General features: G+C 43.5%; 26 protein-coding genes and 1 tRNA gene. 18 read left to right on the plus strand and 9 right to left on the minus strand.

What is annotated here, in order from left to right; all coding sequences use genetic code 11:
* Positions 1–184 precede the first annotated feature (184 nt).
* The 8 genes from ybgC (at position 185) to nadA (ending at position 6,842) form a co-directional block, all read left to right on the plus strand.
* Entirely contained in the window at positions 185–616 is a 432-nt protein-coding gene (gene ybgC / locus A1QO_RS11315; RefSeq protein ID WP_017034872.1) for a tol-pal system-associated acyl-CoA thioesterase, read from the plus strand.
* On the plus strand, positions 606–1,289 hold the full coding sequence (gene tolQ, locus A1QO_RS11320; RefSeq protein WP_017034873.1) for a protein TolQ: 684 nt from the start codon (positions 606–608) through the stop codon (positions 1,287–1,289). The genes ybgC and tolQ overlap by 11 nt, the downstream gene beginning before the upstream one ends.
* A 2-nt stretch (positions 1,290–1,291) precedes the next feature.
* The gene (locus tag A1QO_RS11325) at positions 1,292–1,735 is read left to right on the plus strand and encodes an ExbD/TolR family protein (RefSeq protein ID WP_017034874.1); all 444 of its coding nucleotides are present in this window, start codon (positions 1,292–1,294) and stop codon (positions 1,733–1,735) included.
* A 13-nt stretch (positions 1,736–1,748) separates the two neighbouring features.
* Positions 1,749–2,798, plus strand: a complete 1,050-nt coding sequence (gene tolA, locus A1QO_RS11330; protein WP_017037323.1) for a cell envelope integrity protein TolA — start codon at positions 1,749–1,751, stop codon at positions 2,796–2,798.
* Positions 2,799–2,818: 20 nt separating this feature from the next.
* Entirely contained in the window at positions 2,819–4,171 is a 1,353-nt protein-coding gene (gene tolB / locus A1QO_RS11335) for a Tol-Pal system beta propeller repeat protein TolB (RefSeq protein ID WP_017040047.1), read from the plus strand.
* A gap of 34 nt (positions 4,172–4,205) precedes the next feature.
* Positions 4,206–4,745 carry a peptidoglycan-associated lipoprotein Pal gene (gene pal / locus A1QO_RS11340; protein ID WP_017034877.1) on the plus strand — a complete coding sequence of 180 codons (540 nt, stop codon included), beginning with the start codon at positions 4,206–4,208 and terminating at the stop codon, positions 4,743–4,745.
* A 115-nt stretch (positions 4,746–4,860) separates the two neighbouring features.
* The gene (ybgF, locus tag A1QO_RS11345) at positions 4,861–5,637 is read left to right on the plus strand and encodes a tol-pal system protein YbgF (RefSeq protein ID WP_017037325.1); all 777 of its coding nucleotides are present in this window, start codon (positions 4,861–4,863) and stop codon (positions 5,635–5,637) included.
* 143 nt (positions 5,638–5,780) lie between these two features.
* On the plus strand, positions 5,781–6,842 hold the full coding sequence (nadA, locus tag A1QO_RS11350; protein ID WP_017037326.1) for a quinolinate synthase NadA: 1,062 nt from the start codon (positions 5,781–5,783) through the stop codon (positions 6,840–6,842).
* A gap of 200 nt (positions 6,843–7,042) precedes the next feature.
* On the opposite strand, the gene A1QO_RS11355 is transcribed toward nadA, so the two are convergent.
* Positions 7,043–7,612, minus strand: coding sequence for a UPF0149 family protein (locus tag A1QO_RS11355; protein WP_017040048.1), 570 nt, complete (start codon positions 7,610–7,612; stop codon positions 7,043–7,045).
* A 126-nt stretch (positions 7,613–7,738) separates the two neighbouring features.
* On the opposite strand from A1QO_RS11355, the gene A1QO_RS11360 reads away from it, so the two are divergent.
* The 3 genes from A1QO_RS11360 (at position 7,739) to A1QO_RS11370 (ending at position 11,082) form a co-directional block, all read left to right on the plus strand.
* Complete coding sequence (locus A1QO_RS11360; protein ID WP_050990371.1) at positions 7,739–10,162, plus strand: hybrid sensor histidine kinase/response regulator; 2,424 nt, start codon at positions 7,739–7,741, stop codon at positions 10,160–10,162.
* A 236-nt stretch (positions 10,163–10,398) separates the two neighbouring features.
* Positions 10,399–10,848, plus strand: coding sequence for an L-alanine exporter AlaE (locus A1QO_RS11365; protein WP_017034882.1), 450 nt, complete (start codon positions 10,399–10,401; stop codon positions 10,846–10,848).
* A 146-nt stretch (positions 10,849–10,994) separates the two neighbouring features.
* Positions 10,995–11,082: transfer RNA gene (locus tag A1QO_RS11370), tRNA-Ser, on the plus strand.
* A gap of 89 nt (positions 11,083–11,171) precedes the next feature.
* Here A1QO_RS11370 and A1QO_RS20445 read toward each other — a convergent pair.
* The 6 genes from A1QO_RS20445 to dinG all read right to left on the minus strand — a co-directional run bounded on the left by A1QO_RS20445 (position 11,172) and on the right by dinG (position 16,507).
* Complete coding sequence (locus A1QO_RS20445; RefSeq protein WP_198927230.1) at positions 11,172–11,405, minus strand: hypothetical protein; 234 nt, start codon at positions 11,403–11,405, stop codon at positions 11,172–11,174.
* 132 nt (positions 11,406–11,537) lie between these two features.
* Positions 11,538–12,686 (minus strand): cupin domain-containing protein, encoded by a 1,149-nt coding sequence (locus A1QO_RS11380; RefSeq protein ID WP_017040049.1) that lies wholly within the window; start codon positions 12,684–12,686, stop codon positions 11,538–11,540.
* 52 nt (positions 12,687–12,738) lie between these two features.
* A complete protein-coding gene (gene rsmS / locus A1QO_RS11385; RefSeq protein ID WP_017034885.1) occupies positions 12,739–12,936 on the minus strand; it encodes a pleiotropic regulatory protein RsmS in 198 nt (65 codons plus the stop codon).
* Positions 12,937–12,938: 2 nt separating this feature from the next.
* Positions 12,939–13,487, minus strand: a complete 549-nt coding sequence (locus tag A1QO_RS11390) for a primosomal replication protein (protein WP_017040050.1) — start codon at positions 13,485–13,487, stop codon at positions 12,939–12,941.
* 43 nt (positions 13,488–13,530) lie between these two features.
* Positions 13,531–14,310 carry a sulfite exporter TauE/SafE family protein gene (locus A1QO_RS11395; protein WP_017034887.1) on the minus strand — a complete coding sequence of 260 codons (780 nt, stop codon included), beginning with the start codon at positions 14,308–14,310 and terminating at the stop codon, positions 13,531–13,533.
* Positions 14,311–14,434: 124 nt separating this feature from the next.
* Positions 14,435–16,507 (minus strand): ATP-dependent DNA helicase DinG, encoded by a 2,073-nt coding sequence (gene dinG, locus A1QO_RS11400; protein ID WP_017034888.1) that lies wholly within the window; start codon positions 16,505–16,507, stop codon positions 14,435–14,437.
* A gap of 506 nt (positions 16,508–17,013) precedes the next feature.
* Here dinG and A1QO_RS11405 point away from each other — a divergent pair.
* Positions 17,014–18,063, plus strand: coding sequence for a porin (locus A1QO_RS11405; RefSeq protein ID WP_017040051.1), 1,050 nt, complete (start codon positions 17,014–17,016; stop codon positions 18,061–18,063).
* Positions 18,064–18,215: 152 nt separating this feature from the next.
* Positions 18,216–18,920, plus strand: coding sequence for a DUF2057 family protein (locus tag A1QO_RS11410; protein WP_017041605.1), 705 nt, complete (start codon positions 18,216–18,218; stop codon positions 18,918–18,920).
* Between the two features lie 150 nt (positions 18,921–19,070).
* Here the strand turns inward: A1QO_RS11410 and bioA are convergent, their stop codons facing one another.
* Positions 19,071–20,351 (minus strand): adenosylmethionine--8-amino-7-oxononanoate transaminase, encoded by a 1,281-nt coding sequence (gene bioA, locus A1QO_RS11415; protein WP_017040482.1) that lies wholly within the window; start codon positions 20,349–20,351, stop codon positions 19,071–19,073.
* A 136-nt stretch (positions 20,352–20,487) separates the two neighbouring features.
* Here bioA and bioB point away from each other — a divergent pair, with 136 nt between their 5' ends.
* Genes bioB through bioD form a run of 4 tightly spaced genes read left to right on the plus strand, consistent with a single transcriptional unit; the run spans position 20,488 to position 24,210 of the window.
* Positions 20,488–21,540, plus strand: coding sequence for a biotin synthase BioB (gene bioB / locus A1QO_RS11420; RefSeq protein ID WP_017034892.1), 1,053 nt, complete (start codon positions 20,488–20,490; stop codon positions 21,538–21,540).
* A 5-nt stretch (positions 21,541–21,545) separates the two neighbouring features.
* Positions 21,546–22,706 (plus strand): 8-amino-7-oxononanoate synthase, encoded by a 1,161-nt coding sequence (gene bioF / locus A1QO_RS11425; RefSeq protein ID WP_017040483.1) that lies wholly within the window; start codon positions 21,546–21,548, stop codon positions 22,704–22,706.
* A 5-nt stretch (positions 22,707–22,711) separates the two neighbouring features.
* Positions 22,712–23,533, plus strand: coding sequence for a malonyl-ACP O-methyltransferase BioC (gene bioC, locus A1QO_RS11430; RefSeq protein ID WP_017034894.1), 822 nt, complete (start codon positions 22,712–22,714; stop codon positions 23,531–23,533).
* Entirely contained in the window at positions 23,530–24,210 is a 681-nt protein-coding gene (gene bioD, locus A1QO_RS11435; protein WP_017034895.1) for a dethiobiotin synthase, read from the plus strand. Before bioC ends, bioD begins: the two co-directional genes overlap by 4 nt.
* A gap of 169 nt (positions 24,211–24,379) precedes the next feature.
* On the opposite strand, the gene A1QO_RS20450 is transcribed toward bioD, so the two are convergent.
* Positions 24,380–24,547 carry a hypothetical protein gene (locus A1QO_RS20450; protein WP_017034896.1) on the minus strand — a complete coding sequence of 56 codons (168 nt, stop codon included), beginning with the start codon at positions 24,545–24,547 and terminating at the stop codon, positions 24,380–24,382.
* Positions 24,548–24,781: 234 nt separating this feature from the next.
* Between A1QO_RS20450 and htpX the strand changes: the two genes are divergently transcribed.
* Positions 24,782–25,657 carry a protease HtpX gene (gene htpX / locus A1QO_RS11440; protein WP_026026769.1) on the plus strand — a complete coding sequence of 292 codons (876 nt, stop codon included), beginning with the start codon at positions 24,782–24,784 and terminating at the stop codon, positions 25,655–25,657.
* Positions 25,658–25,784 lie beyond the last annotated feature (127 nt).

A 25,784-nucleotide genomic window follows, 5' to 3' on the forward strand; every position in this document is an offset into this window, starting at 1 on the left:
TCATTTGTAATGATGGGACATAAGTCGATACAATTTTTGCTACTAAATGATGAAATAACATCCAAGTTAGCGCTACCTCTTTGAGGCAGCGCTAATTTTTTATCTGAAAGGGAGCAAAACCATTGATAGCACTTGTACTAATAGTGATAACTTGCGTTATAGTACATCCAATATTTAATTGACAATGGGTATTACTTTGCATCCAAGTGCCTCAGTTTTTAGCTGGCCAGTCACGGTCTATTACGAAGACACAGACGCTGGGGGAGTGGTATACCATTCTAATTATCTGAAATATTTTGAACGTGCACGAACCGAAATGCTTCGAAGTATTGGGGTCTCACAACACCGCTTACTTGAAGAGAATATCGGGTTTGTCGTGCGACATATGGATATCGACTTTTTGCAGGGCGCCCGCCTTGATGAGCAACTCAATGTGGTTACCACCATCGCAGTAAAGAAAAAAGCATCAATGACCTTCTGTCAAGAGATCGTAAATCTCGACGGGAAGACATTGTGTAAAGCGACGGTTAAGGTAGCATGTATCGATAATGTGAAAATGAGGCCAAAAGCAATGCCTCAATCTATAGCTTTGGAGTTAATAGAAAGTGACTGCTGATATTTCGTTTGTAGAACTGATACTAGAAGCCAGTATTCTAGTTCAATTAGTTATGTTGATTTTGCTTGGCATGTCAGTCGCTTCTTGGGCAATGATCATTAAGCGCAGTAAAATTTTGTCTCAAGCTTCTAAAGACAGCGAATCATTTGAAGATAAATTCTGGTCAGGTACGGATCTCGCGGTTCTTTATCAAGACGTTAAAAAAAGAAAAGATAATCTTTCGGGCACAGAAGAGATTTTTTATTCTGGCTTTACCGAGTTTGCTCGCCTGCGTAAATCCAATGCAGATTCACCCGCATTTATCATGGAAGGAACAGGTCGTGCGATGCGCGTAGCCGTTGCAAGAGAAGTTGATGACCTAGAGACTAACTTGCCTTTCTTGGCTACCGTCGGTTCTATTAGTCCATACATTGGCCTATTTGGTACGGTATGGGGGATCATGCACGCCTTCATCGCATTGGGTGAGGTTAAGCAAGCAACATTGTCTATGGTTGCGCCGGGTATCGCCGAAGCACTTATTGCTACAGCAATGGGCTTATTTGCCGCGATTCCAGCTGTCATGGCATACAACCGCTTTAGCAGTAATGTTGGTAAACTTGAGCATAACTACGCGACCTTCTCTGAAGAATTCCACAGTATTTTGCACCGCCAAGCAATGGCAGGTAGGGATTAACCATGGCGGGTTATCAACCAAAAAAACGTAAGATGACAGCGGAAATAAACGTTGTACCCTACATCGATGTTATGTTGGTTTTGCTGATCATATTCATGGCAACCTCACCATTTGTGACGCAGGGGGTCGATGTCGAATTACCACAAACGAGCAGTGCAAAAGCCGCATCGGAACTTGCTGGTGACACCGATAGCAGCTTTATCATCGTAGAGATTGATAAAGATGGCGTCTTAGGTTTGAGCGTGAACGACGAAGAAGTTCAGCGTGGCATTTCAATGCAGGATGCGATCATTCGAGTCAAAGCAGAACTGTCGATTAAACCTGACTCACCGGTTGCGGTCGGTGGTGATGCAGCAACACCGTATGCAGATATCGTGTTAGTGCTTGATGAACTAAGCCGTGCAGGTATCCCTAAGGTTGGCCTGTTAACGGAATTAAGGGATTAGATCCGCATTACTCATGAAAGAAACTAACTCAAAAAACAGTAATTATCGGAATCCCATTGTTATTTCTTTAGCAATGCACATCGTGCTGATTGTTGCTTTGCTTTGGGGCTCAGACTTTAGCATGTCAGAGCCTGAGACTAGTGGTCAGATGGTTCAAGCGGTTGTTATCGACCCGAACCTGGTCAAACAGCAGGCGCAAAAAATTCGTAGCCAGCGAGAAGAGGCGGCGAAAAAAGAACAAACTCGTTTAGATAAGCTAAAGAGAGAGAGCGAGCAGCTAGAAAAGAATCGCAAAGCGGAAGAAGAACGCATTCGCAAATTGAAAGAACAACAAGCGGCAGAAGCCAAGGCAACCCGTGAAGCTGAGAAAAAACGCGCTGCGGTCGAGAAAGAACGCAAAGCGGAAGAAGCCCGAGTTAAGAAAGAGCGAGAGAAAGCCAAAAAGTTAGAAGCTGAACGCAAGCTAAAAGAGGCTGAAAATAAGCGAGCAGAAGAAGAGCGAATAGCGAAACAAAAAGCAGCGATTGCCAAGGCTGAACAAGAACGCCTTGTCCAAGAAAAAGCAGCAAAAGAAGCAAAAGAAGCAGCGGAACGGGCGGAGAAAGCTCGAATTGCAGAAGAAAAGGCCGCAAAAGAGGCGGCAGAAAAAGCTCGCCAAGAAAAGCTTCGTTTAGAGCAACTTGAAAAAGAACGCAAAGAGCAAGAAGCTGCGTTGAATGATATTTTCGCAGGTATGGAAACGGAGAATGAGCGCAATTCTTCGGCGCAATCAAAATTTGCCCAATCAGAAGCCGCTCGTTACGGCAATATGTATAAGCAAATGATCGAACAAAACCTGCTGATCGAGGACAGCTTTAAGGGAAAGTCTTGTCGAGTTAACCTTCGCTTGATACCCGCAGGCGACAATGCTCTATTGGGAAGATTATCGATTGTCAACGGTGATGATCGCTTATGTGCAGCAACGAAAAGAGCAGTAGCAAAAGTAAATTCGTTTCCACTGCCGGTTGATCAGCCCAGTGTCGTTGAACGATTGAAAGACATTAATTTAACCGTTGAACTGTAACAATCATAAAGGAAAAGCGAGTGATTAAGCGAATAATTTTAGGATGTTTGTTGTTACTATCGAGCTCAGTTCAATTAGCCAATGCGGCACTTGAGCTGGTTATTACTGATGGTATCGATTCCGCAAGACCCATCGCCGTTGTGCCATTCCAATGGCAAGGTGAAAAGCCATTGCCCCATGACGTATCGGCGGTGATAGCGTCGGATTTGCAGCGCAGCGGAAAATTCAGCCCTGTCGCCACAAGCAACATGCCACAAACGCCTTATTCAGAATCTGAGATAGCCTTTGATTCATGGGTAGCCCTTGGTGTTGATTCTTTATTGACGGGCACCATCTCGAAAGGCGAGGGTGATAATTACGTCATCAATTACCAGTTAGTAGATGTTGTTCGTGGTCAGCTAACCCAAGGTCAGAGTAAAGCATTAAGCGAAGATGGCCAATTAGTGCTTTCCAAAGATCATGTTCTGTTTAATAAGAAAGCAACCGTACCAGGCCCAAGATTGCGTGAATATGCGCACCGAATCTCCGATTTGGTGTATAAAGAGCTGACTGGCGAACGTGGCGCATTTTTGACTCGTGTCGCTTATGTTGTAGTACAAGATAAAGACCCATATCCATACCAATTAAGAGTTGCGGATTATGACGGTTATAACGAACGATTAGTGCTACGTTCTAAACAACCGTTGATGTCACCAGCATGGTCACCTGACGCAAAACAACTCGCGTACGTCAGTTTCCAAAATGGGCAAGCTGAAATCTTCATCATGGATATTTATACCGGGAAACGGGAGAAGATCACCTCGTACCCTCGTCATAATGGCGCACCAAGGTTTTCTCCTGATGGTGATAAGTTAGCGTTGGTATTATCAAAAACTGGGTCTCTTCAGGTTTATACCTTTGATTTGAGTTCAAAGAAATTGACGCAAATTACTCGTGGTAGATCAAATAATACGGAACCGTATTGGCATCCGGATGGAAAATCATTAATCTTTACCTCTGATAGAGGTGGTAGACCGCAGATTTATAACGTAAATTTGGCAGATGGTTCGACCAAACGTCTGACTTGGCAAGGCAGCCAAAACTTAGGAGGTCAAATTACCCCTGACGGTCGATTCCTTGTTATGGTGAATCGAAGTAATTCAGGGTTTAATTTAGCCAAACAAGATTTAGAAACTGGTGCAATGCAAATACTGACAAGTACATTGCTTGACGAGTCTCCAAGTATTGCACCTAATGGTGGTATGGTCATATACAGTTCTATCTATAATAAAACGAATGTACTTTCGATGGTTTCGATAGATGGGCGTTTTAAAGCTAGATTACCGGAAACAAACGGGCGCGTAAGAGCACCTGCTTGGTCACCGTTTTTATAGTAAATAAGTATTAATTAGTTAAGGGAAAAATATAATGCAGCTTAATAAAGTTCTTAAAGGTCTACTCATTGCTCTTCCTGTATTAGCAGTAACAGCTTGTAGCTCTAGCGATGAAGCAACAAGTGCTTCAGGTACAGAGACTAATCAATCAACTTCAGGTTCAGAGAACACGGTAGATACAACAGTAGTGACTCCAGTTGATTCATACGGTGAGCTAACAGAGCAAGAGCTTAAAGAACAAGCTTTGCGTGAAACTCAAACTATTTACTTTGCATTCGACAACGCGACTATTGCTGGCGATTACGAAGAAATGCTTGCAGCACACGCGGCTTACCTAAGTAAAGATGCTAGCCTAGAAGTTACTATCGAAGGTCATGCAGACGAGCGCGGTACTCCTGAGTACAACATCGCTCTTGGCGAGCGTCGTGCACAAGCGGTAGCGAACTACCTACAAGCACTTGGTGTACAAGCTGACCAAATCTCTATCGTTAGCTACGGTGAAGAAAAACCTCTTCTACTTGGTCAGTCTGACGAAGTATACGCTAAGAACCGTCGTTCAGTTCTTGTATACTAATTTTCGCATTGTGCTTAAGTAGTTATTATACCTAGGTGATAAATTGCACCTAGGTTATCAATACACTTATGCTGCAAGACAAGTTATGCGACAAGACAAATAGAGGAATAGCCTCATGTTCAGTAACTCAAAGCGAGTTTTAACGCTTATGTTACTGGCAAGTGCAGCCAATACATCTTACGCTGCACCAGCTCCAGTATCGGACTTAAGCAATACAGCTCCAGCCACCACATCATCAGCACGTACAGTGAATTCTTCTGAAACCGATATCCAACGTCTAGAGCGATTGCTAGATAATCGAAATCGTGTTCAATTGACTATGCAGCAACAAATTGACGACATGTCGATGGAGATCAGTGATCTTCGTGGTCAACTTGAAAAGAACAGCTATGATATGCAGCAAATGTTGCAGCGCCAGCGTGAGCTTTTTATAGAATTAGACAAAGTCCGCACCGAAATTAAGACCGTTGAAGCGCCTGTTGTTGATTCTTCCGACACACAACAACCCGTAGGGACATTCAGCAGCAATGTTGATGAGCAAACCGCCTATCAAAATGCCGTCGATCTTGTGCTTAAAGAGCGCGATTACGCGGGTGCTATCGTTGCACTGAAACAGTTTCAGGTGGATTTTCCAGATTCTTCATTTTCATCGAATGCACACTATTGGCTAGGGCAACTTTATTTCGCTAAGAAACAAGATAAAGAAGCCGTCAAGAGTTTTGCTGCGGTTGTGTCATACCAAGATTCTAACAAACGTGCCGATGCATTAGTTAAGCTTGGTGACATTGCCAAGCGAAATAATAATCAAGCAGCAGCACAAAAATACTATCAGCAAGTTGTGGATGAATACCCAAACAGTTCATCAGCAAAATTAGCACAACAAAACTTATAGTTTACGGCAATATCTGCCTAAATTGCTTGTCTAGAAGAGGTGGTTATTCCGCCTCTTTTTCTATTGGCCCAAACTCCTTTGATTCAGGCCATGTTTAAGGTGTACAATGCTTGGATTCATGGAAGTTGCATAGAGCAAGAGCAATGAGCCACATATTAGACACAGTTGAAACAATATACCCATTTCCTCAAAAACCAGTCCCTTTGAGCGATGTTGAAAAGCAAACCTATATTGCTAGCATCAAGTCACTACTGGTCGAAAAAGACGCGGTTTTGATCGCGCATTACTACACCGATCCTGAAATCCAAGCCCTCGCTGAAGAAACGGGCGGATTTGTGGGAGATTCGTTAGAAATGGCCAAGTTTGGTAATCGTCATCCAGCCAGCACACTCATTATTGCCGGTGTTCGATTTATGGGGGAGTCGGCTAAGATTCTAACCCCAGAAAAGACCATTTTAATGCCAACATTAGAGGCCGAGTGTTCCCTTGATCTTGGTTGTCCTGCTGATAAGTTCTCGGCTTTTTGTGATGCCCACCCTGATCACACCGTTGTGGTATACGCAAATACATCTGCGGCGGTTAAAGCAAGAGCCGATTGGGTCGTGACATCAAGCATCGCCTTAGAAATTGTTGAACAACTCGACAGTGAAGATAAACCTATTTTGTGGGGTCCCGACCGACACTTAGGCTCTTACATTGCAAATAAAACCGGCGCAGACATGTTGCTGTGGCAAGGTGAGTGTGTTGTTCACGATGAATTTTCCGCAGATGCACTGCGTAAGATGAAAGCGGTTTACCCAGATGCCGCTATTTTGGTTCACCCGGAATCACCAGCCAGTGTAGTTGCACTTGCTGACGCCGTGGGCTCGACAAGCCAACTTATAAAAGCGGCGAAAGAGTTACCTCAAAAGAAACTGATTGTTGCTACCGATAAAGGTATTTTCTTTAAAATGCAGCAATTAGTACCAGAAAAAGAGCTAGTAGAAGCGCCAACAGCCGGTGCGGGCGCTACCTGTCGCAGCTGTGCACATTGCCCTTGGATGGCGATGAATGGCCTCAAAGCGATAGAAACGGCTCTGCGTGACGGCGGTGATGAGCATGAGATCTTTGTTGACGAAGCGTTAAGAGTGAAATCGTTGATCCCTCTAAATCGTATGCTAGATTTTGCTGAGCAGCTCAATATTAAAGTTAAAGGCAATGCATAGAGGTTAATCCTCTTCTTTATCAGGCTACTGCTTCACGAACATAGCTATTTTATGTTGTGCCGATGGACGTATCGGAGCTTCAACTAGAAAGCACGATGTAAAAAGCCATACAAATCAATATAGACATGTGAAATAAAAAAGCCTACTTATCTAAGTAGGCTTTTTTGTTTTTGGAAAACTCTTTAGCCCAATACAAACGCTTATTGCTGTTCCGCTAAAAGAACACCACGCTGAGTCAACCCGCAAAGCATTACTGGAATGGCATTAAAAATTTCTTCAAATTGCTCCATCCCTTCGATGCCTTGTTCAGCAAGCGTGCTAACCGACGTTTCAGGATCGTAAAGCATGCTTAACGACAGCAATACACCGCCAAGAAGCGCATTGTCTTCACTTTGCTCAGGCATGATGGTTTCCCAGTCGTCACGTGCTAATTGCCAACCTTGCAGCATACCTTCGCAAAAATCTCGGGTTTGTTTAGTGACAATATCTTCTTCATCGAGTGCACATAGATTTGGCCATTCCCAATTGCCATCTAAAAGCGCAGGGCGGTATGAGTTCCAAATTTGAATGACGAGTTCGACGTAACGCTCAAGCTGTTCACCATCGCTAAAGGGTGCTGTGTCTGCTCCTCCCCACAAGAACGGTAGCCACTCTTCAGGTGGGAGGACGTTTGGTGCAGCAGCCATTGAGGCTACAAACCCTTGCGTTCTTGCTTCATTAAGAAGCTTTCCTTCTAGCTCAGGTAAAGAGAGGATATTGTCTAAAGTCAAAATAGATCCATTGGTTTGAATTGATGTTATTCCTATAGTACCAACTCAAATACTAACGAAAAAGACTTGATGCCCGATAATATTCACTATAATTTTTAATAAACATAAAATAATTCAAGTCATTATATGGAAATCAGTTCCTCACTAAAAAGAAAAAGCATTTTGGCGCTTGGCGTCTATTTGTTTTTCTTTATCGCTATGATCGGCACGGTGACCTACCTCGTTGTTGAACCCCTAGTGCGGTCAAAGCTAGAGCAAAGCTTAGACTTAAAAACAGAGCTGTTGGCTTCTCAATTAGAACAACCACTCAACAGTGCAATTGGCGTTCTTCACGGAATCGCGAGTATTGGAGAGGCCAATCACTCACAGAAGATTCAAGCCAAGATATTAAGCTCATTATTTAAAACGTTAGACGGTGCAGTTGAGAGTGGTGGGCTTTGGCCTGAACCTTACACCATTGATAAAGATATTCCTTACATGAGCCTTTATTACAATCGTTCCAGTGATGGGCAGGTAGATAATATCAAGTCATGGAATAACCCAAGTACTGGGGGCTACGTTCAAGAAGCATGGTATACCGTTGCGGTTGATGCGCCGAAGGGAAGTGTTTTTTGGTCAGAGGTCTATATTGATGCCTACACCCACATCCAGATGATTTCTATTACTTCTCCCTATTATATTGATGACCAATTCTCTGGCGTGGCAACAGTGGATCTGTCTTTGGCTGATTTGATCGACTTTATTCAAAACAATGCCAAAGAGCATGATTTGGGGTTTATTCTTCGCGATGGATTGAATGAGGTCATTACCGAGCACAACTTTAAAAAATCAGACACTATCTATATCAGTTCTCACCAATTTGGCGAATTTAAATGGATGATAGACGTTGTTAATGCAAAAAGAACCGTCAACGACAATGTGTATGCATTGGTAACCAGTATAGAGCTCAGTATCATGCCAATCCTATTATTGTGCGTTATGGCTGGCTATTACCTGATCAATCAGTTCTTAATAAGACCGATTGTCTTGATCGCAAAGAAAGTCGACGCGTCTAAAGAGGGGGGCATCATTGAAGTCGCTTATCGAAGTAACGATGAAATCCGTCGTCTTATCGACACATTCAATCAAAAAACGGTGTATTTAGAAGCTGAAAAAGTGAAAGCGCAGGCATCGACCAAAGCGAAAAGTGCCTTTCTAGCAGTGTTATCTCACGAGATTCGAACGCCAATGAATGGGGTATTGGGTACGGCACAAATTTTGCTGAAAAGTAACTTAACGCCTGACCAACGTAAGCATCTAAAAAGCCTGCAAGAATCAGGCGAGCATATGATGACATTACTTAATGAAATACTGGATTTCTCCAAGATAGAACAAGGCCATTTAGAATTCGAACGAACCCCTTTTCCTATTGATTCTATCATCGGCAGCATCAACAGCGTTTACCACACATTGTGTACCGAAAAAGGTCTCCAATTCAAAGTCTACTCTGAGATTCCATCGGGGCGCTGGTACAACGCAGACAAAGCACGCCTTAGACAGATATTGTTCAATTTACTCAATAATGCCGTTAAGTTCACCTCTAGAGGATTTGTAGAGGTTTATTTAAAGGAAAAGATGGTCGGGGAGCAATTACATCTTTTGATAAAAGTGAGAGATACAGGTATTGGTATTTCTAAAGAAGCACAAAGCCGTGTTTTCAAACCGTTTGAGCAAGCCGAATCGAGTACCACGCGTCGCTTTGGTGGAACGGGCTTAGGGCTTGCGATCGTGAAACAGATCGTCGAGCTTAATGGGGGAGGCGTTTCCGTTACGAGTGAAATGGGAATTGGCACCAGTTTCGAAGTTTCGCTATTGATAGAAGCGACGTCCTCTGGCTCAGTTGAACTGAATGTTCATAGGAAGTTGAACTACAGTGGGCTAAAGGTCTTGATTGTTGAAGACAATAGAACCAATACCATCATCATTGAAACTTTTATGAAAGGCAAAGGCTTCGAATGTGATTGTGTTGAAAATGGCGAGCAAGCGCTGGTGGCGGTCGCTCAAACACAATACGATCTTATTTTGATGGATAATCATATGCCAGTAATGGACGGCGTTGAAGCGACATCAAACATTCGGTCTATGAATGATGATCGTAATAAAGTGCTGATATTTGGGTGCACAGCTGATGTGTTTATCGAAACAAGAGAAAGAATGCTAAGTGCAGGTACTGATTACATTATTTCCAAACCGATAGATGAGTCTGCACTTGATGATGCCCTTTACCGTTATGCTTCCAAGCTTTATCAATACCATTCAGAAAAGAGCTTGGGCTCAGAAGTTCTCATATCAGAAGAGGTATTGGTTCGATTTTATGTTGAGCTCGATAATCAACATTTCTTTCAAGCGAAAGAGATTATTGAGGACATTGCGATAACTCTTACTCCTTACGAAGATCAAGTATTGATGGATAAGCTCAAGGAAATTGTTCGATGTTTGGAATTGGAAGAGCAGCCCCAGACCGAAGATGTTGATGTGATAACCGTAATGCTCAGTAAGTACTGTAATTAACTTACACAACACCGGGTGGAATTGATTGAAAAGTGAGCTATATCTTGTTTTCTAGTTTGAGTATCTAGTTTTTCATTCAATATTAGTTATTTATTTACCGATCTATTTTAAATTCGAAGTATATATCTGCAATTACTGTGTTCTAATAGCGAAATAATCCAGCCTGAATTACAAGGCTGGTTTGTTGTGTTAGCTACTTGCTATTTAACCAGTTATTTATATTGCAGAGGAAGACCATGAAAGCCCGCGCCCCTTTTTGTATCCGTCATGCTGCGGCAGATACGTTTGCGATGGTAGTATTTTGTTTTTTATCGGGGATGATTATCGAAATTTTTATCTCTGGTATGACATTTGAGCAATCTTTGGCGTCGAGAACTCTTTCGATCCCAGTCAATATAGCGATTGCATGGCCATACGGGTTATTTAGAGATTACGTATTGAGACAGGGAAGAAGGATTTCTGATACTGGCTTAGTGAAGAATATTGCGGATTTGTTTGCTTATGTGCTTTTTCAATCTCCTGTTTACGCGGCGATTTTATTGGTTGTCGGAGCATCGAGTGATCAAATCATGACAGCAGTGACCAGTAACGCAGTTGTTTCATGTGGGATGGGAGTACTTTACGGATACTTCCTAGATACGTGCCGTAAGTTGTTTAAGGTTCCAGGATACTGTCCGCAGGCCTAAGACATTTTGCTGAAAAAATGCGCTTAAATGTCAATTAGTAAGCACTTAATCAATGTTGATGGCTTTTTTTAGCAATAGCACTTGACCAAGTAGAGCAGAATCATTAAATTAGCGCCTCGTTAACGCATAACGTTAACACACAAAACGGTGAGTTGTCCGAGTGGCTGAAGGAGCACGCCTGGAAAGCGTGTATACGGCAACGTATCGAGAGTTCGAATCTCTCACTCACCGCCACATTTTAAGCCTCTGATTTATCAGGGGCTTTTTCGTATCTGAAGCCTAGCAATGCATTTCTGAAAGCACGCAGAAGATTATAAACAATATCAACAAGCCCTAGTATGACTCGTTCTAAGCTGAGACAGAGCATACTTCTTTGAAAGGACGCTAGCCAATGGTAGGAAACCGAGTTCTGGGTGTGGGGCGAGTTCAAGCAGATGTTCGCTGTGGATGGCGGGACAAGGCGCAGAGGTTATTGTATTAGAGCCTTTCGCTGCCATGCTCGACCAAGGAAAGGAGTTAACAGGTAATAAGGTTATTTGGCTTAATGATGAGCTCATATCGCTAAACTATCCCTTCAATGGAGCGATTAACGGTGTTCTTGGCGAAAGAGAATATAACGCCTTCGGATGCTAATTGAAAATCACTCACAAGAGGTTCGCACGCCTAGAATCTAGGCGGCTATCTGAGGCTTACACCTGCTCGTCACAATACCAGTAACCTTTGTTTACTAAATCAGTAAGAAGAGCGATGTCGGCGCTCCCGATTGGTCGATTAAAATCCGAAGCACTTAACGTGTCAGAGTTACAAAGCCTGTGTAAAAAGTCCTGTTGTTCTAAATCAACTTTAAACATGTTGCCATCGATATAAGCGACACATGGCTCTGACTCGTTGTATAACGCACGTAATCCAGAGACTTTCATAAAGGTCACCTCGTTAGCGAGTTGTAGAGAGATCTCTTCACTTTGCCACACGTCTTCTGGCGGATACAGTGCTAACTGATGGCGAGATTGGCTTAGCATGCTGCCCATAAAGTCCTTGAGCGTATCCGGTTCTTCTATCGCTCGTGTTAGCATTTCTGTCAGCAGAGTGAGGTCACTAGAAAGAATCTCTCCGTGCTGAGCTTGCGTTTTCAAGTTTGGATTGTGAAGATGCACATCCCCAATATCATGAGCTAACACATAATCGGCGAAGTTGCTGACCAGCTCTTGTTCTTTTGGTGAGCGGTATCCCATCGAATAACTCATCGAAGGCTCTAATGCGACACCTTCATGTGGGAAACCGGGTGGAATATACAAAATGTCACCAGGCTCTAGAATGTCATCAATGATGGCATCGAATCCTTCTATTTGTCTTAGGGCTGCCGCACGTTGCGTTTCTTTGTATTGCCCGACATCTTTATCTCCAACTCGCCAGTGACGCCTACCACTGCCCTGAATAATAAATACATCATATTGATCGATGTGTGGGCCAACTCCGCCACCGGTTTCGGAATAACAGATCATGAGATCGTCGAACAACCACTGAGGCAGATGCTTAAAAGCGTGAGATAGCTCAGCAACGCCCTCGTGCCAATGGTTCGCGGCTTGCACGATCAATTGCCAGTGTGAGGCAGGCAATTGGCTGAACTTCGCTTCATCGAACGGCCCATGTTCTGCAATCCATTTATTATCAAAATTAGACACATAGCGAGAATCGACTTCTTCTTCCATGGTTAGGCCAGCCAGCTCTTCAGGGCTGATTGGGTCTTCAAAACGTGCGAATCCTCCTTTAATAGTGGTGGGCTTTTTATGCCAAAACTCAGCAAGAAAGGAATCTAGGGAAAACGAAAGTTGATACATGTTTTTACCAATTTAAGGGTGGGTATAAATAGCGTGACTACAATGACAATGACTACAGACGTGATGACAGTTTGGATTCAATATCTGACTTGACTATCTCTATGGCTTTTAGGGCGGTTGTTAGATCGACTTCGTTGGATTCAAGAAGATAAATAAGATCCACAGCCAACTTGATTTCATCTGGCGCGTTGTCCAGCGGAGAATTATTTTCATTCGGCATCTTTTCATGCGGGATATTTTCGTAAGACATAATTATTGGTTCTTTTCTCTAAAGGTAATTTGCTTTTCTATCTTTAGCTTGGCTTCTTGGCAGCGCTGTAACCTTTGTTCCGTGGCAAGTAAAGATTGCTGAGCCTGCTGTTGATGAAAAGAAGGGGCCTGAGATAGCTCTAGCTGTTTCTCTATTATCATATCACGCAGGCGAATTTCCCACTCCTGGTGTTGAGCCAGTTCCTGATAAAGTGCATTAATCGGCTTTCGGTAGTAGCTTGAATGCTTGGGTTCACTTTTGCGAATACCCTGCGTTGAAAGCTCTCTCTGAATAGCGCTTATTTGAGCGAGCAAACGTTCAGATAAAAACTCCGCTCTATCGGCCGTGAGTTTTTTCGCTTGTTCTTCACGAATGATGGTTTTAAAGGTCGACTGGGTTTCAGTGACGCAAGGGACCAGCAATCTCCCGTGGCAATGAAAAAGGCGCTCATCGAACAAGGGTTTATGATGCTCACCACGAGAGCGATCTAATTGCGCGGCCTGATGTGCCAATTGTTCAAGAATGGGCTTTAAGTTTGAAAAATGACTCATAGATTATACGACTCGTTCCATGGGGTTACGATTTCAGGGGCCATCATAAGCTCACAAACCATGCTTCATACGCTAGTTTTACGGCCAATACACTCACTACAGTTATAAAGACAGGACGAATGAACTTAGCGCCAAATCGAATAGCTGAATGTGCTCCCACGTAGGCTCCCGCCATAAGACAAACACCCATGGTTAACCCAAGTACCCAGTCAATGTGGCCAAGAACAGCGAAAGTGACAAGAGAGGTAAAGTTGCTGGTGAAATTCATTGCTTTAGCAAGGCCAGAAGCTAATAGAATATTGAGGCGGTACAACGCCATAGAACTCACAGTCCAAAAAGCGCCAGTTCCAGGCCCTGCGACACCATCATAAAACCCCAATGTTAGCCCCTGGATAATCTGCTTCTTGCGAATCGATGGTGTGTACTTTGGCAAGACATTCTTAGTTGAATGGGGCGTTTTATGAAAAATGGTGTAAACCGCGGAGGCGAGAATAATCAAAGGAAGCCCTTTTTCTAACCACTCCGTGCTTATTGCATCAACAATTAACGTCCCAAAAATTGCACCAAATAAGGTGGCGACAAACGCATGCCGCCAGAATTTAGGCTTGAACAGTTTTTTCTTGTAATAGGTAAAAGCAGCCGTCGAAGAAGCAAAGGTGGCCGCCAGTTTATTGGTTCCTAACGCGATATGTGGGGGTAACCCAAGTGAAAGCAGGGCGGGTACGGTTAGCATTCCACCACCGCCTGCGACAGCGTCAATAAAACCAGCGACAAAAGCGACCAGCGCTAGCACAACCAGCATGGTCGGCTCTATTAATTCCATAAACTATTCTTCTATTTTATTTTTATTGTCGAGGCCGGTTTATTATTGGGCCTGTGTGAATTAAAAGCAGTGAGAACCAAAGCCGTGAGAATCAAAACGAACGAACCAAAAACGGCAATACGCACTATTTTATCGTTCTTTTAAACGGCGGAAGTGAATCAAGCAACGACTTCCCATAGCGTTTTGTCACTATGCGGCGATCAAGGATGTACACTTTACCAGAGTCTCGTTCTTTACGCAGTAAACGCCCAACCGATTGAATCAGTTTTTTACTGGCTTCAGGCACACTGATTTGCATAAACGGATTTCCGCCACGCTGTTCAATATATTCCGCGTGCGCTTGCTCAACAGGTGAGGTAGGGACACCAAAAGGAATCTTGGTAATGATGAGATTCTCCAATAGCTCCCCTGGCAAATCTAATCCTTCAGAAAAGCTCCCCGTACCAAACAGCACGCTTGTCTTCCCGCATTGAATCAACGTTTTGTGTTTGTTTAGGATTTCGTTGCGAGAGCTGTCACCTTGAACTTGAATCGCCCAACCTTTTTTAATAAAACCTTTTGCAAGGCCTTCAGCAACTTGGTTCATTTGCCAGTAAGAAGAGAATAAAACAAGATTGGCCTTCTTGTCTTCAATTAGCTTAGGCAATATTTCAATAAGATATTCAGTAAATTGAGGCGCCTGAGGCTCATATTTCATTTCAGGTACAATCAGCTCAGCTTGGTTTTGATAATCAAAAGGGGAAGCCAGTGCTAAAAATTGAGTGCCTGAATCGGGTTTGTCACTGACTCCTGTCTGGTGGCAGAAGAAGCGAAAGGAGTTGAGCGCTCGCATTGTGGCCGAAACCAAAATAGCGCCAATGCAACGGCTCCATAGTTGCTGATCTAACTGCCAACCGACTTCAAGAGGAGAAACGTTGACCGTGAAATCACTGTCGCTTTCTTTCGATACTTCTATCCAACGTGCAAGTGGCGCTCCTTTTTCGCGTGTTGGTTCTGCCATGAGAGTCCAAACTTGAGCGAGGTTTTCAAGCCGTTGCAGGTAAAAACCCAGCTCTGCTAATGCAGGCTCTGCCAACTTGCTCGATAGCTCTCCGTCTTTTAACCGCTCAGCGATCAGATCCGCTACTTTTGCCGCGGCCTGAGCCCCTTTATTGGACAGCTGCTTTAGTTCTGTCGCTTCTTTCTCTAGCCAAGAAGGGAGTTCTCCTCCTTCAAAACGATAGGTCCCTTCTTCAAATAATGAAGGGTCAAAGCGCTGACTGAGTTGAGTTAAAGAGGGAATTAATTGCTGAATGGAATCTTGAAGCTGGTTTTGGAAGCGACCGACTCGTTTTTCATCCGCTAAGTTAGCAAACTTACTGACCAGCTTATTCAGTCGCTCTAGCCAGGTTGCTGCACCTTTTAAGCTGGCTGACGCTGAAGAATGGTCGCGGGCAACGCGAGGTAAATGATGCGCTTCATCGAAAACATAAATGGTGTTTTCAGGTTCGGGAAGGATGACACCGCCGCCTAAATCAGCATCGGCCATGACTAAACTGTGGTTAGCAATAATGACATCGGCTTTGTCTAGTTCAGAACGTGCTTTTTGAAAAGGGCAAGAACGATGAGCGGGCAAACTATTATTGCAGCTGTGCTTATCGCTGACGATCGATTGCCATAATTCATCACGAATTGGTTTTGGCCATGAGTCTCTATCCCCGTCCCATTTCCCACCCACCAGTGACTTATACATGGTTTGAAGTAAATCAAGCTCATTTTTTTGGGGCTTCGATTCAAACATGGCCAACTGACCACCATCGACACCGCTCGCTGAGGCCAATTTTTCTGCGCAGCAATAACGTTGTCGTCCCTTCGCCAAGATGAAAGAAAACTCTCGGTCGGTAATGCGTCGAAAAAGCGGCAGGTCTTTGTTAATTAATTGTTCTTGCAATGCGACCGTGGCCGTCGAAATAACAACCTTACGATTATTGAAGACAGCAATCGGAATTGTTGCCATTAAATAGGCCAAAGATTTACCGATTCCGGTTCCGGCTTCGCCAACGAGGATGCGATTTTTTTTGTGATAATCACCACAAAGTGTTTTTGTGATTTCTGCAACAAGATAGTTCTGCGCTCGACGAGGGACAAAGTTATCGAGCTGAAATTGCAGGTTTTGATAACTTTTGCGGATAGATTGTTGAATTTTACTGGTTGACATACGGTGACCTAAATAGTGACCTGACGATGTTAGCACAAATCTCTAGTGTGTACTTAGTTCACGAAATTGAATGCTATTAGCTAAAAAATGGATCTTGTTCACAAAAAAAAGTTGAACCTTCATGGGGTTAGATTAATTTTATAACTAAAAATATATAAACCTCCAGCTAGATGGGTTTTGCGGTTAAATATTCTGATTTATTAACCTATTGGTAAGATTTTTAGGGTTTTAATCTAATTTTTGGTTTGTTAAATTTTTTATTTTTTACGCCAAAAGCTAAGATGTGACTCGAAAAAAAAGCACAAATTAGTGTAACTTATTGATTTTTATTGCTTTGACGTTTTTTTAGGTAAATTTTTAGAAGATTTGACACGCAGGATTATCTTTTGCAATCTAGACCACGAAATTTAGAGACGGTGACATTAAGCCATAAGAGCTTGAGCCACCATCAAAATAAAGGGAACCGGATAAGGATTTCCCATCTAACGAAAAGGCAGTGGATTAACATGAAAAAGACTCTATTAGCACTAAGTGTTATGGTTGCAGCTTCGTCTGCGAACGCAGGCATCGAAGTTTACAACAACGAAGGCGTTACCGTTAACCTTAAAGGTGACATCGAAGTTGTTTACGTACAAGATATCGGTGTGGATAAAGAATTCACTCAAGAAATTCAAGATGCAGACTTTGGTTTTGACGTTCGTTACGCAGTGAACGACGAATTCCAATTTGGTGGTTACTGGGAATTTGACGGTGCATCTGGTGATGTAACTGATGGAAAAAGCAGCAGTGCTGATGTTGGCGACGTTTACGTAGCAATGTACTCTCAGTCTTACGGTTCAATTAAATTTGGTCGCACTTGTGGCGCTCTAGATGATGCTGGTGTTGGTTCAGATTTCCAGTTCGGTGTAACTTCTTTCTTCAACAACAAGAGCTCTTTCTGTGCTGACGAAATGGCTCGTTACGACATCGACACAGGTATGTTCTACGGTACTCTTGCTCTTGCTCAAGACAAGAAAAGCGTAGATCAAATGGGTAAAGACGGTTCTTACCTTGACCTTAAAGCGGGTGTTCGTGTAGCAGATTTTGATTTCACAGCATACTACGGTGACGCAACGCTTAAAAACCGCACATCATCAAAAACATCTGACGTAGTTGTATCTGGTCCAGATGGTAACTACACTATCTCAAACACAGTTACTACTGCGCAGCCTCAAGCTGATGATTCAATCTTGGGTCTAGAAGCTCGTTTCGCTGGTGTTGAAAACCTTAACCTTGAGATTGGTTACTACCTAGTTGATTTCAAAGAAGTTGGTGCTGATAAAGTTAAAGCCGATACAATTGCACTTGCTGCTGATTACACCATCGATGCAGTAACTATAGGTGCTGGTTACAGTGTTACAGGCACTGACGTGGCTAACTCTAAAGACAAAGACAACTGGTTTGTAAACGCTGGTTACGGTTTTGCTCCAAACACAACAGCATATGTTGAAGTTGGTGGAAACGACGTAAGCGAAGACGATACTGGTTTTGCAGTTGGTGTTAAAGCTAGCTTCTAATCAAGCCTAGTATATCGTAATTATGAAAAGCCACCGCAAGGTGGCTTTTTTAGTTTTGTAAACAGCGACTTATATAGTTTTCGTCACGATATCAACGTGATACAGTGAGACGATATTAAGTATAGGATACGAGTTCAGGGAGTTAACTGACAGTGAATAAAATTAAATTGGCCATTTCTATCGCGTGCATAATGGCATTTTCAACGAATGCGGCGACATTAATTCCTGCGAAGGGTGTGTCCATTCTCTATATTAATGGTCAAAAAGCAGAAGCTAAAATTGGCAAGAATAACGTGTTAGAAGGTGAAACTCAGCTTATTGTGCGTATGGATAAAGAGCTTGGCCGGGGTAATAGTAAAGAAGTATTCACATCCGATCCTTATGTCGTGAACTTGGTCGTAACGGGTGATGAACTAAAGATTAATCATCCTGTGGCAAGAAGTACCATTGAAGCAGAGAGTGCATTTAAGTCGAAATCTCCTCAGTGGCGTATTACCCAAGATGGAACCGAGCTAAGCTACAGCCAAGAGCCGTTACCCAAGAAAAAAGGCATGTTACCATTTATGGGCCTAGATACGATCGTCAGCGATTACAATGAAGATAAAGGCATCTTCTTTGTCGATGGTGTGCTTACGGAAGCAACTGTCGCCCCTGCTAGTGTAGCAGCTGTCGCCACAACAACCGCAGTAGTGGCAACGTCAGCTGAGAGCAAAGTGGCGACAGAGGCTATCGCCAATGAACAGCCTAAGTTGGCTATCGAAGATACTCAGAATGTAGACCAACTGAAAGCTTGGTATCTCAAAGCATCAAAATCTGAGAAAAAAGAATTCCGCCGTTGGATGATCGATCAAGAATAAAGACTTAAATCTGAAGAGATTTATAACTTGAGAACAGATAGAAAGAGGAGCTTAGTGCTCCTCTTTTTGTTGATGTGAACATACTTGGGTGGGGTAGCTTACCTATATTGGCTTAATGTATTGGCGTTGGATGAGCGGGGTTACAAAGAGCTATTCTATAAAGCACTGCGATGACTGCACTGCAGTCGATATAGCGTCAACCAGTACCTTTATTTGATCTGCACTGGAGATAAATGGGGGCATCATATAAATGAGCTTGCCAAATGGACGAATCCATACCCCTTGCTTAACAAAGTGGGCCTGTATCACTTCCATATTCACGTTCTGATGTGTCTCGACCACACCAATCGCACCCAGCCAGCGAACATCTTTGACTTGCTCATATTCGAGTAACTTAGGCAGTTGCTGAGAAAATAGTGCTTCAATAGCTTTAGTCTGCGCTAGCCAGTTTCCTTGCTCAATCAGTTCTAAGCTTGCCGCGCCAACAGCGCAAGCCAGTGGGTTCCCCATAAAGGTTGGGCCATGCATAAAGCAGCTGGCTTCACCCGCACATACTGTATCAGCGACGTGTCTGGTAGTGATGGTTGCGGAGAGAGTCATATACCCGCCAGTCAAGGCTTTACCCACACACAGTATATCTGGCTCAATCTGAGCATGTTCGCAAGCAAACAACTTGCCAGTGCGGCCAAAGCCCGTGGCGATTTCATCTAAAATCAACAGCGCCCCATATTCATCGCAAAGTTTACGCACGCCTTTCAAATACTCAGGGTGATACATTCTCATTCCCCCTGCACCTTGAACGATGGGCTCCAGGATTACCGCGGCTACATCGTTGTGGTGTTCCCTTAGCTTGAGTTTGAAATCATCGAGATCTGAGTCATCCCATTCTTGCCAGTATCCGATTTTTGGCGAGTCCGCGAAAATATGCTCGGGTAAGAATCCTTTATATAGAGAATGCATTGAGTTAACAGGGTCGGTTACCGACATTGCGGCAAATGTATCCCCATGGTAGCCATCGCGTAGGGTTAGGAACTTTGATTTCGGCTGACCTTTCGCATGCCAGTATTGCAGCGCCATTTTTAAACTGACTTCAACCGCAACAGAGCCGGAATCGGCCAAAAACACTTTCTCTAAATTAGGGGGAGTTAAGCGAACAAGCTTCTTACACAGTTCAATAGCCGGGTTGTGAGTCATGCCTCCAAACATGACATGAGACATCTTGTCGATCTGGTTATGCGCCGCTTGGTTTAAATGAGGGTGATTGTAGCCGTGAATCGTCGACCACCAGGAAGACATACCATCCACCAATTGTTCTCCTGTCTCCAATTCAATAAATACACCTTCAGCGCCCACTACCGGATAACAGGTTAAAGGGTTAATGGTCGAAGTGTAGGGGTGCCAAATATGATTTTTATCGAAGTCTAGATCCATGCAAAGAAACTCTCTGTTTGTTTTTTGTACAAGTGTAAACCTGTTTGTTTTTATGCTGTTGACAGTCTATCGCTTATCAGTACACTAGCCAAGTATCCATAACAATAATGATGAATTACTTAATAAGGAAAGCGCTGTGCAAATACGTCACGATTGGACTCATGCAGAAGTTCAGCAATTAATGCAAAAACCATTCATGGATCTGTTGTTTGAAGCACAGCTCGTTCATCGGGAATTTCAGCCGCATAATCATGTCCAAGTCAGTACTTTACTCTCTATTAAGACGGGCGCTTGTCCGGAAGATTGTAAATACTGTCCACAAAGCGCTCGTTATCAAACCGGTGTAGAGAAAGAACGTTTGATGGAAGTAGACCGGGTACTGGATGCCGCGCAGAAAGCCAAGCAAGCGGGCTCAACCCGTTTCTGTATGGGCGCCGCGTGGAAAAATCCGAAAGAACGCGACATGCCGCACCTGACCGAAATGATCAAAGGTGTCAAAGAGCTAGGGCTAGAGACCTGCATGACCCTTGGCATGCTAGAGCCTAAACAGGCAAAAGTACTGGCTGACGCTGGCCTTGATTATTACAACCATAATTTGGATACATCGCCAGAATTCTATGGAAACATCATTACCACCCGAACCTATCAAGATCGTTTGGATACCTTGTCTCATGTTCGTGACGCAGGAATGAAAATCTGCTCTGGCGGCATTATCGGCCTTGGCGAGAGCACCAATGATCGCGCAGGCTTATTTGTTGAGCTGGCGAACCTTCCAGTGCAACCAGAGAGTGTGCCAATTAACATGTTGGTTAAAGTAAAAGGGACCCCCCTTGAAGAAGTCGATGATGTTGACCCATTTGACTTCATACGCTTAATCGCTGTTGCCAGAATTATGATGCCAAAGTCTGCGGTTCGCCTGTCGGCTGGGCGTGAAGGGATGAACGAGCAAATGCAAGCTCTGTGCTTTATGGCCGGTGCAAACTCTATTTTTTACGGATGCAAGCTACTGACCACGCCAAATCCAGGTGAAGACAGCGATATGCAGCTATTTAAGAAACTGGGCATTAATAGCCAGCAAGTGGTTCAAAAACCCGATGAGATTCAAGAGAGTGAATTACTTGATCGCGTGACAGAGCGCGTTGCTTCTCGCCCGACGAAAGACGACTTGTTTTACGAAGCGTCAGTGTAATCTCTATGAACCAAGGCTTTAACAGCAGAATAGAGAAAGCGCTGCACATAAGGCGTTCACAAAGCCTGACTCGATCTTTGCTGCCGACGCTGAATGGAAACACCGCAGAGCTGACTAGAAATAACCAACGACTGATCAACTTTTCCAGTAATGATTATTTAGGGTTAGCGAACGATAGTGAACTGATTCAAGCTTGGCACAAAGGCCTGGATATTTATGGGTGTGGCAGTGGCGCTTCACCCCTTGTGACAGGTTTTACACCCGCCCATCAGAATTTTGAACGGGCGCTGTGTGAGTGGTTGGCTTTTGAGCGAGCCATACTCTTTTCATCGGGGTTCAGTGCGAATCAAGCGCTGTTATTCACATTGTTAGAAAAATCCGATGTTGTTTATCAGGATAAGCTAAACCACGCTTCGCTGATGGAGGCGGGAATGCTGTCACCCGCTGCAATGCGTCGATTTAGACATAACGATACCGATCATTTGGCTTCATTACTAAAGGATCCGATGAGCGAAACAGCGAATAAATTGGTTGTTACCGAAGGTGTGTTTAGTATGGATGGCGATAAAGCGCCACTGCAATCCATCTCGAATCTGATCGGTGAAACCGCTTGGTTAGCCGTAGATGACGCCCATGGGATTGGCGTATTAGGGGATGAAGGGAAAGGCAGTTGTGATATCCACCAGGTAAAGCCCAACATTCTTATTGTGACCTTCGGTAAGGCGTTTGGTTTATCAGGATCAGCGATTCTTTGTGATAGCGATGTGGGCGATTACCTCACCCAGTTTGCTCGGCACCATGTCTATTCAACCGCGATACCACCCGCACAAGCTTATGCTTTATCTCATGCTTTACATATGATTCAAACGCAGCACTGGCGTAGAGAAAAACTGTTCAATCTAAAATCGATTCTGAATGATCAACTGAGCGGGTTTGAGCAAGTTATAGAAACGCAGACCCCAATCAATCCGATCATCATAGGTGGTTGTGATCAGGCTCTGTCAGCCGCTCAGAAACTTGAGCAACTTGGCTTGGGTGTTACGGCGATTCGTGCACCTACTGTTCCAGCAAACATGAGTCGTTTACGTATTACCCTAACGGCCAGTCATACAGACAATCAGGTGAAGCAGCTAACGAATGGCCTTCAGAAAATACTCGGAGAATGAAACGGATGTTGAATACGCTCAGTGCCCAAAATCAAAATGAATGGCTGTTAGGAAGTGTCCCCGATAAGAGCGACATTGCTGCTGCGTTTAGCAAGGCTGCAGCAAGCTATGACAAACATGCTGTATTTCAGCGCGATGTCGGTAATCAGCTATTAGAGCGTATGCCTTTGGATCTGTCAGGGAAAGTCGTGGTTGATTTAGGTTGTGGCACTGGGTACTTTTCAAAAAAATTACTGTCACGAGGCGCTTACGTTATTTGCGTTGATCTATCGGCATCGATGCTTGAACAGGCTCGGCTGAGGTGCGGTGATAAAAGCATCCAATATTGTGTTGCTGATGCTGAGAGTCTTCCTCTCAATCAAAACCGTGTTGATTATGTTTTTTCGAGCTTAGCGTTGCAGTGGTGCCAAGATTTGTCCGTCCCTCTTAAAGAAATAAATCGCGTATTGAAACCAAAAGGCGAAGCGTTTTTTTCGACGTTGTTAGATGGTTCGTTGCAAGAGTTAAAGATGTCTTGGGAAAAGGTTGATAAAAATCAACATATAAATACGTTTATATCACCTAATCAGGTAAAAATTGCGTTAGCTCAATCTCAATTTAACAATCTTCAACTAGACTTCGATGAAATCACTATTTGGTACGACTCTGCGTTTTCAGTGATGCGTGATCTCAAGGGTATTGGCGCTAACCATGTCAATGGCCGCTCAAGAGGACTAACAAGTCGTAAGGCTTTGATTCAAGTGGAACATGAGTACCAAGTCTTTAAAAACCATCTCAATCAACTACCTGTTACATATCAGGTATGTTTAGGGGCAATTCAACGATGATTGATGCATTTTTTATTGCTGGTACGGATACCGATGTAGGCAAGACCGTAGCGTCAAAAGCAATTTTACATGCTTTAGCTACTAAAGGGTTAAATACGATTGGCTATAAGCCAGTGGCTGCTGGAAGTAATAAGACAGAAGAAGGCATGCGTAATTCAGATGCGCTTCATTTGCAAAAAGCGGCAACACTCGATACACATTATGATGATATCAACCCATACGCTTTAGAGTTAGCATGTTCACCGCATATCGCTGCGAAACGAGAAAATGTAGAAATAGATTATGCGGTATTGAGTGAAAAGCTGGCGTCGCATAAAAAGAAGGCGGATGTTGTTCTTATAGAAGGTGCAGGCGGCTGGCGAGTGCCGGTTTCTGATACGGATTATCTATCAACATGGGTTAAGCAAGAGCAACTGCCGGTTATTTTGGTGGTAGGAATTAAATTGGGATGTTTAAGTCACTCTGTCTTGACGGCGGAAGCGATCAGAGCGGACGGGCTCAACATCGTAGGTTGGGTGGCGAATCGTGTTAATCCGGGTACTGAGCATTACGCTGAACTTATCGATACGCTTGAAGCTCAGTTAGGTGCACCAAAACTGGGTGAGATTCCATACATCCCAGCGGCGAAGCGAACGGATCTTGGTCGATTTATTGATTTAGATAAGTTATTGCAGTAGTGAAAATCGAGCACTGCCACAATAAATAGAAACAAAACAATAACCAGAGATAACACAATAAAAAGAGGGCTGCATTTTTTGCAGCCCTCTTTTTATGTATTTGAACTATGTATCTAAATTATCATTATCGGTCTAAAACAGCGCTATTTCGGTAAAGATAACGAACGGTTTATTTGTCTTGAACTAAGCCCATGAGTGCTTGTTGTGTATCAAAGGCCGTCTGCTGTATTTCTTGGTCCGATTTAATACCCAGTTGCTGTTTTGCTTCTTTTTCAGTGATGCCAAGATGACAGCAAAGAAGATCAATCGCCATTTGATAGTTGTTAGCTTCCACCATAAAATTGTCCTTTTCTTTGGGGGCTAAATGTATAGTAAAAATGTATTATCTTTGGTCTCAAAGCGCAATAAGACTAAAGTCTAATCAATATGTAACCTCGTGCATTACAATAGAAAACAAATGTTTCAATTTAGCACTTAACCTTGTTTTATTTCCCTTTAAACTATATGTATAAATATAAGTGATAAAGTTTTCTATTATCATGTCGTGTAAGCTTCCCATCGGAGAGAAAGAATGAAGCGGATAATGCTGTTTTTAGCCACTAACTTAGCAGTGGTGCTTGTACTAAGTGTTGTACTTAATATCGTTTACGCTGTAACGGGAATGCAACCAGGTAGTCTATCTGGCTTATTGGTCATGGCTGCCGTATTTGGATTCGGTGGTTCGTTTATTTCGCTGCTGATGTCAAAGAAGTTGGCTTTACGCTCTGTGGGTGGTGTTGTGATTGAAAGCCCGCGAAATGAAACGGAACATTGGTTGATGGAAACCGTGAGTCGTCAATCTCAACAGGCTGGTATAGGGATGCCAACGGTAGCGATTTATGATGCGCCAGATATCAATGCTTTTGCAACCGGAGCAAAGCGAGATGATTCACTTGTCGCGGTGTCGACCGGGTTACTCCACAGCATGACGCGCGATGAGGCTGAAGCGGTACTCGCCCATGAAGTTAGCCATATCGCTAATGGGGACATGGTCACGATGACGCTGATGCAAGGTGTCGTCAATACGTTTGTTATTTTCTTATCCCGCTTTATCGCCAACATTGTTGCATCAAATAACAATGATGAAGGGGAGGGGGGTAGCAATATGATGGTTTACTTTGGTGTTTCGATGGTGCTGGAACTGGTTTTTGGTTTCCTAGCAAGCTTTATTACCATGTGGTACAGCCGTCATCGCGAATTTCATGCTGACTATGGTGCTGCGAAGCTGGTGGGAAGCCATAAAATGATTGCGGCTCTAGAGCGTTTGAAAGTCAGTCACGAACCCCAATTAGAAGGTTCTATGATGGCCTTCGGTATTAATGGTAAGCGCTCTATGACTGAGCTTCTTATGAGTCATCCGCCGTTGGATAAGCGTATTGCAGCGTTAAAAAGCTACGATTACAGCTAAACACGGCTGGCTAGTCAATCGACTTAAACCTTATTATTCAGAGACAAGAGGGTTTAAGGGTGACAAATAATTAGAGATTAAAAAGGGCTCATTAGAGCCCTTTTTGTTGTTTGTTACTTTCTACTGT

The organism is Vibrio genomosp. F10 str. ZF-129, from assembly GCF_000287055.2.
In the GTDB taxonomy this organism is placed as follows: Bacteria; Pseudomonadota; Gammaproteobacteria; order Enterobacterales; family Vibrionaceae; genus Vibrio.